Raw genomic sequence first — 6,000 nt, 5'->3', positions numbered from 1 at the left:
GTGCCGGAGTGCGGGGACGCCGCAAGTACGTCCCTGTAGGCTTGGCAGCCGCATCCATGCGGCTGACACCCCGCACTCCGGCATCGCCCCACCTCTGACAGATTCCGGCGATCTGGTAGATCCACGCCATGCGTGGATGAATCTCCATTGAAATCGAACATTTCGACAATGGACAATGGACAATGGAACGAAGAGCATCCACGCATGGCGTGGATCTACGTGTCGACCAAGGTCGACACCCACCAAGAGCAGGCCATCCCATTCCGACAGATCGTGGAGAACTGTCAAAGGCGGGGTGGGTCCGGTTGCGGGGGCGTGAGCCGCATGGATGCGGCGACCGAGCCTACAGGGACGTATTTACGGCGTCCCCCGCAACCGGGCCCACCCCGCCAACCCACGGAATGCCAGCTTTTGACGTTGCTCTGGCTCTGGCTCCGGCTCCTGCGGGTGCAGGGCTGCAAGCCCTGCAGACACCCCCTCGTGCACAATGGGGCCGACCCCGCCTGGACACCGTCCTGATGTCGAGCAAGCCGTATTCAGAAGCCTGCGAGCGCAACCGCGAACCCATCGCCACCGCACTCGACCCGTGGATGGGCGACCGCCATCGGGTGCTGGAGATCGGCAGTGGTACCGGCCAGCACGCAGCCTTCTTCGCCGAGCGCTGGCCGTGGCTGCGCTGGCAGCCCAGCGACCATCCGGACCATCTGCCCGGCATCGAAGCCTGGCGTGCGGAGGCCGCGCTGCTGAACCTGCTGCCGCCGGTGGCGCTGCAGGTGGAGCTGCCTCCTGCAATGGGCCTGGACCTTCCAGAAAGCAGCAGGTTCGACGCCGCATTCAGCGCCAACACGCTGCACATCATGGGCTGGGAGTACGTGCAGGTGCTGTTCGGCGCGCTGCCGCCGCTGTTGCGTCACGGTGCGTTGCTGGCGGTGTATGGCCCCTTCAACTACGGCGGTCGCTATACCAGCGACAGCAACGCGCAGTTCGATGCCTGGCTGAAGGCGCGCGACCCGCGCAGCGGTATCCGCGATAGCGAAGCGGTGCAGGCGCTGGCGGCGGACAACGGGTTTACCCGGTTGGGTGACGTGGCGATGCCGGCCAATAACCGGCTATTGCTGTGGCGGTTGGGCTGAACCGCCGGTAGTGCCGGCCGCTGGCCGGCACCACCTTCAGGCCACCTGCACGATATGCAGCGCCTTCGGGTTGCGCCACTGCGCCAGCAGGGCCGCTTCGCGCGCCTTGGCCTGCGCGAAATGCGCTTCCTTGACATGGCCGAAGCCGCGGATGTGCTCGGGAATGCTGGCGATCTCCACCGCCAGCGACAGACGGTCGTCCTCCAGCCCGTCCAGCAGCACCTGCACCGTCGCCTCGTAATCAGCAATCAGCTTGCGCTCCATGCGGCGCTCCTCGGTGCGTCCGAACACATCGAAGCGGCCGCCACGCAGGAACTTCAGCTTCGCCAACAGACCGAAGGCCTTGAACATCCACGGGCCGTATTCCTTCTTCAGCAGCCGGCCCTGCTCGTCCTTCTTCGCGAACAGCGGCGGTGCCAGATGGAAGCGCAGCTGGTAGTCGCCCTCGAACTGCTGCTGCAGGCGACGCTGGAAGTCGCCGCTGGTGTACAGGCGCGCCACTTCGTACTCGTCCTTGTAGGCCATCAGCTTGAATAGGTAGCGCGCCACGGTCTCGGTCAGCGCAGTGGAACCGCCGATGCGGTCGGCTTCGGTGGCGCGTACGCGCGCTACCAGGTCACGGTAGCGCTTGGCGTAGGCGGCATCCTGGTACTCGACCAGGAACGCGGCGCGGCGCTCGATCATTTCATCCAGCGAGCGCGACAGGCGTGCGTCGTCCAGCGGCAGGAACGCCACGTCGCCACCGTGCGAGGGCAGGCCACGCAGTTCGCGTTCGTCGCCGGTGTTGCGCGGTGCCGCAGTGGCACCCCATTCATTGCCCTCCCACTCGCCCGGCGGCAGCGGATGCAGCGGGCCCGGGGTGGATTCGGTATCGGTATGGCGGTTGCGCACCAGGCCGGCCGCCTGCTGCACGGCCTGCGGATCGACCACGGCCAGGCGGCCCCAGGCGAACGCCTGCTGGTTCATCGCCACGGCGGCGCCGTTGAGTTCGATGGCGCGCATCAGTGACTCGAACGACAGCGGCACCAGGCCCTGCTGCCAGGCGTAGCCGAGGATGAACAGGTTGGCGGCAATGGCATCGCCCAGCAGCGCGGTGGCCAGCTGGGTGGCATCGAGCAGCAACGGCTCCTGGCCGCCCAGTGCCACGCGCACGCCGGCGATGATATCGGCGGCGGGGAACTGCATGTCCGGGCGAGTGGTGAAGGTGCCTGGCATCGCTTCGTAAGTGTTCAGCACCACCTGCGAACGGCCGGCACGGACCTTCGACAGCGCCCAGTAATCGTTGACCACCACCATGTCGCAGCCCAGCACCAGGTCGGCCTCGCCAGCGGCGATACGCACGGCATGGATGTCTTCAGGGCGACGGGCAATGCGGATGTGCGTGGTCACCGCGCCGCCCTTCTGCGCCAGGCCGGTCTGGTCGAGCACGGTTGCACCCTTGCCTTCCAGGTGGCCGGCCATGCCCAGCAGCGCACCGATGGTCACCACGCCGGTACCACCGACGCCGGTGATCAGGATGTTCCAGGGCCGTTCCAGGCTGTCGCGGAGGGTCGGCGCCGGCAGGTTGTCCAGCAGCGTGGACGCATCGCGCTTGCTGCCCTTGCGCGGCTGGCCACCGTGCACGGTGACGAAGCTGGGGCAGAAGCCGTTCACGCAGGAATAGTCCTTGTTGCAGTTGGACTGGTCGATCTCGCGCTTGCGCCCGAACTCGGTTTCCTTCGGCAGCACCGACACGCAGAAGCTCTTCTTGCCGCAGTCACCGCAGCCTTCGCAGACCAGCGAGTTGATCATCACCCGCTTCTGCGGGTCTTCCAGCTTGCCGCGCTTGCGGCGGCGACGCTTCTCGGTCGCGCAGGTCTGTTCGTAGATCAGGATCGAAACACCCTTCACTTCGCGCAGGCGCTTCTGCACTTCGTCCAGTTCGCTGCGGTCATGGAACTCGACGTCGCTGGGGAAGTGCTCGCGCTGGCCGGTCCACCTGCCGATGTTGTCCGACAGCACCACGATGGTGTGGATGCCTTCGGCGCGCATCTGCTTTGCAATGTCCGGCACGCTCAGCGGACCGTCCACCGGCTGGCCGCCGGTCATCGCCACCGCATCGTTGTAGAGGATCTTGTAGGTGATGTTGACGCCGGCGGCGACCGCCTGGCGGATCGCCAGCGAGCCGCTGTGGAAGTAGGTGCCGTCGCCGAGGTTCTGGAACACGTGCGGGGTATCGGTGAACGGCGCCTGCCCGGCCCAGGTCACGCCTTCGCCGCCCATGTGGGTGAAGGTGTCGGTGCTGCGGTCCATCCAGGTCACCATGTAATGGCAACCGATGCCGGCCAGCGCACGCGAGCCTTCCGGCACGTTGGTGGAGGTGTTGTGCGGGCAGCCCGAGCAGTAATGCGGTACGCGCGGGAAGCTGGCGCGCGGCAACGCAAGCTCGGCTTCCTTCTCCTGCATCCACTGCAGCCGCTGCTCGATCGATGCGTTGTTGAAGAACTTCTGGATGCGGCGGCCGATCACGCCGGCGATGGTGGCCGGGGTCAGCTCGCCGGTGGACGGCAGGATCCATTCGCCGCTCTCGTCGTACTTGCCGACGATGGACGGGCGCTGGCCCCAGCTGGCCGGCCAGTTGAAGAACTGTTCCTTCATCTGGCGCTCGATGAAGGCACGCTTCTCCTCCACCACGATGATGTCTTCCAGGCCCTGCGCGAAGCGGGCGATGCCCTGCGGCTCCAGCGGCCAGGTCATGCCGACCTTGTACACGCGGATGCCGATGTCGGCGCAGGCGGCTTCGTCCAGGCCCAGGTATTCCAGCGCCTGCAGCACGTCCAGGTAGCTCTTGCCGGTGGTGACGATGCCCAGCCGCGCGCGCGGCGCGTCCATCACCACCTTGTCGATGCCGTTGGCGCGGGCGAACGCCTGTGCGGCCTTCACCGCATAGCGGTGCAGGCGCATTTCCTGGTCCAGCGGCGGGTCCGGCCAGCGGATGTTGAGCCCGCCGGTCGGCATCTCGAAGTCTTCCGGCAGCACGATGCGGCGCGCCATCGGGTCGACCTCGACCGAGGCCGACGATTCGACTGTCTCGGCGATCGTCTTGAAGCCGACCCAGCGCCCGGTATAGCGGCTCATCGCCCACCCCAGCAGGCCCATGTCGAGGATGTCCTGCACACCGGCCGGATTCAGTACCGGCATCATCGCGCTGACGAACTCGTCCTCGCTGCCATGCGGCAGGGTTGAACTGCGGCAGGCATGGTCATCGGCGGCCAGTGCCAGCACGCCGCCGTAGCGCGAGGTGCCGGCGGCATTGGCGTGCTTGAACACGTCGCCGCAGCGGTCCACGCCCGGGCCCTTGCCGTACCACATGCCGAACACGCCCTGCACGTTGGCGCCGGGGAACAGGTTGGTCTGCTGGGTGCCCCACACCATGGTGGCGCCCAGGTCCTCGTTCAGGCCGGGGGTGAACTTCACCTTGGCCGCGTCGAGGTGTTTGCGTGCGCGCCACAGCTCCAGGTCGAAGCCGCCCAGCGGGCTGCCACGGTAGCCGCTGACGAAGCCGGCGCTGTCGATGCCTTCGTGCGCGTCGCGCAGCCGCTGCATCAGCGGCAGCTTCACCAGCGCCTGCACGCCACTCAGATAGATCCGCCCCTCGTTGCGGGTGTACTTGTGGTCGAGCGTGTAGTCACGGTCGATCAGGTCGGTGGAGGAGGGCGACGTGAGTTGCGCGGTACTGGTCATGGCTGGCCCGGTCAGGATCGGCTGGCACCGGCCGCGTGCAGGCACGCGGCGGGAAAGGCGCGAATTGTAGCAGCGAGGCCCGGCCGCCCCGGCACTCGCGCCGGCGGCCATGCTGGGGTTAGGATCGGGGAGAGAGAGAGAGAGGGGGCTGCGGTTGCGGCCTGGGGAGAAGGGATGTCAGTTGCAGGAAAGATCCTGGGCAGCATGTTGCTGGTCTCGGGAACGGCCCCGGTGTGGGCCGCGCCGGCGGTGCCGGCACCACAGGAGTTCTACTTCGACAGCGATGCGGCCGCAGTGCCCATGATCGTGGTCCAGTCCGACGGGGATGAGCTGGTTGCGCAGCTGCTCAAGCAGCGCGAGCGCGGCCGGCGGACCGTGGAGGCCACCGTGCAGCTGGCGTCGGTGGCCATTGCCCAGGGCCGTACCGAACTGGGTGAACAGCTGTATCGCGAAGCGCTGAAGGATGCGCCGGTGCAGGGCAGCCTGGGCCGTGGCGTGCGCTGGAACTACGGCTGGGACCTGCTGCGTCAGGGCCAGCCCGAAGCCGCCCTGGAGCAATGGCAGGCCGCTGCCGGTGGTTCGCTGAGCAAGCCGGGCTGGTTGCCACCGACCTATGCGCTGGCGCTGTGGCGGGCCGGGCGGAAGCAGGAGGCGGTGCAGTGGTATGCCGCCGCAGTGCGTACCGAGCCGACGCAATGGAGCGACAGCAGCCGCTATGCGCAGTTGTTGCCGTTGTGGCGAGACGACGAGCGTGCCTCGCTGGCGGAAGTGCAGCAGGCGTGGGCGGCCGCGCCGCCGGCCTGGCCCTGAGGGTAGGGGGCGGCCGGGTTGCACCCGGCACCCGCAGAAGCAACAGCCGAAGCAACAGCAACAGCGGGCAATCCGCGGGATGGCGGGGTGGTGTGGGTTGGCAGGACACGCCGTAAACCCCGCTCCGCGGCCCGGCCCAGCCGCTGGAGGCCGGGCGTTCGGGCGCTTGCGAAGCAGTGCTTCGCAAGCAAAGCGCCCTCACCCATGGGAGCTCGATGGCGCCTTGCTGGTGTGCGCAGTCCTGCGCACACGGCAAGACCGGGGTTGGGCGTCCTGACCAACCCGCCCGAGGCATGCCTCGGGCCCATGGCGCCAACGGTCCTGCCAACCCACA

At 67.5% G+C, this 6,000-nt stretch carries 3 protein-coding genes; 2 read left to right on the top strand and 1 reads right to left on the bottom strand.

Annotation, left to right across the window (positions count from 1 at the left end; genetic code table 11):
* Positions 1-518: 518 nt before the first annotated feature.
* Complete coding sequence (locus tag ACM0PY_RS19600; RefSeq protein ID WP_111201258.1) at positions 519-1,133, top strand: DUF938 domain-containing protein; 615 nt, start codon at positions 519-521, stop codon at positions 1,131-1,133.
* Positions 1,134-1,169: 36 nt separating this feature from the next.
* On the opposite strand, the gene ACM0PY_RS19595 is transcribed toward ACM0PY_RS19600, so the two are convergent.
* Positions 1,170-4,856 carry an indolepyruvate ferredoxin oxidoreductase family protein gene (locus tag ACM0PY_RS19595; protein ID WP_180886265.1) on the bottom strand — a complete coding sequence of 1,229 codons (3,687 nt, stop codon included), beginning with the start codon at positions 4,854-4,856 and terminating at the stop codon, positions 1,170-1,172.
* A 174-nt stretch (positions 4,857-5,030) separates the two neighbouring features.
* Here ACM0PY_RS19595 and ACM0PY_RS19590 point away from each other — a divergent pair, with 174 nt between their 5' ends.
* Positions 5,031-5,666, top strand: a complete 636-nt coding sequence (locus ACM0PY_RS19590) for a tetratricopeptide repeat protein (RefSeq protein ID WP_061479389.1) — start codon at positions 5,031-5,033, stop codon at positions 5,664-5,666.
* Positions 5,667-6,000 lie beyond the last annotated feature (334 nt).

The organism is Stenotrophomonas sp. BR163 (assembly GCF_047520985.2).
GTDB lineage: Bacteria > Pseudomonadota > Gammaproteobacteria > Xanthomonadales > Xanthomonadaceae > Stenotrophomonas > Stenotrophomonas sepilia.
The sequence above is the reverse complement of the archived record's forward strand: the minus strand, read 5'-3'. Positions and strand labels throughout refer to the sequence as shown.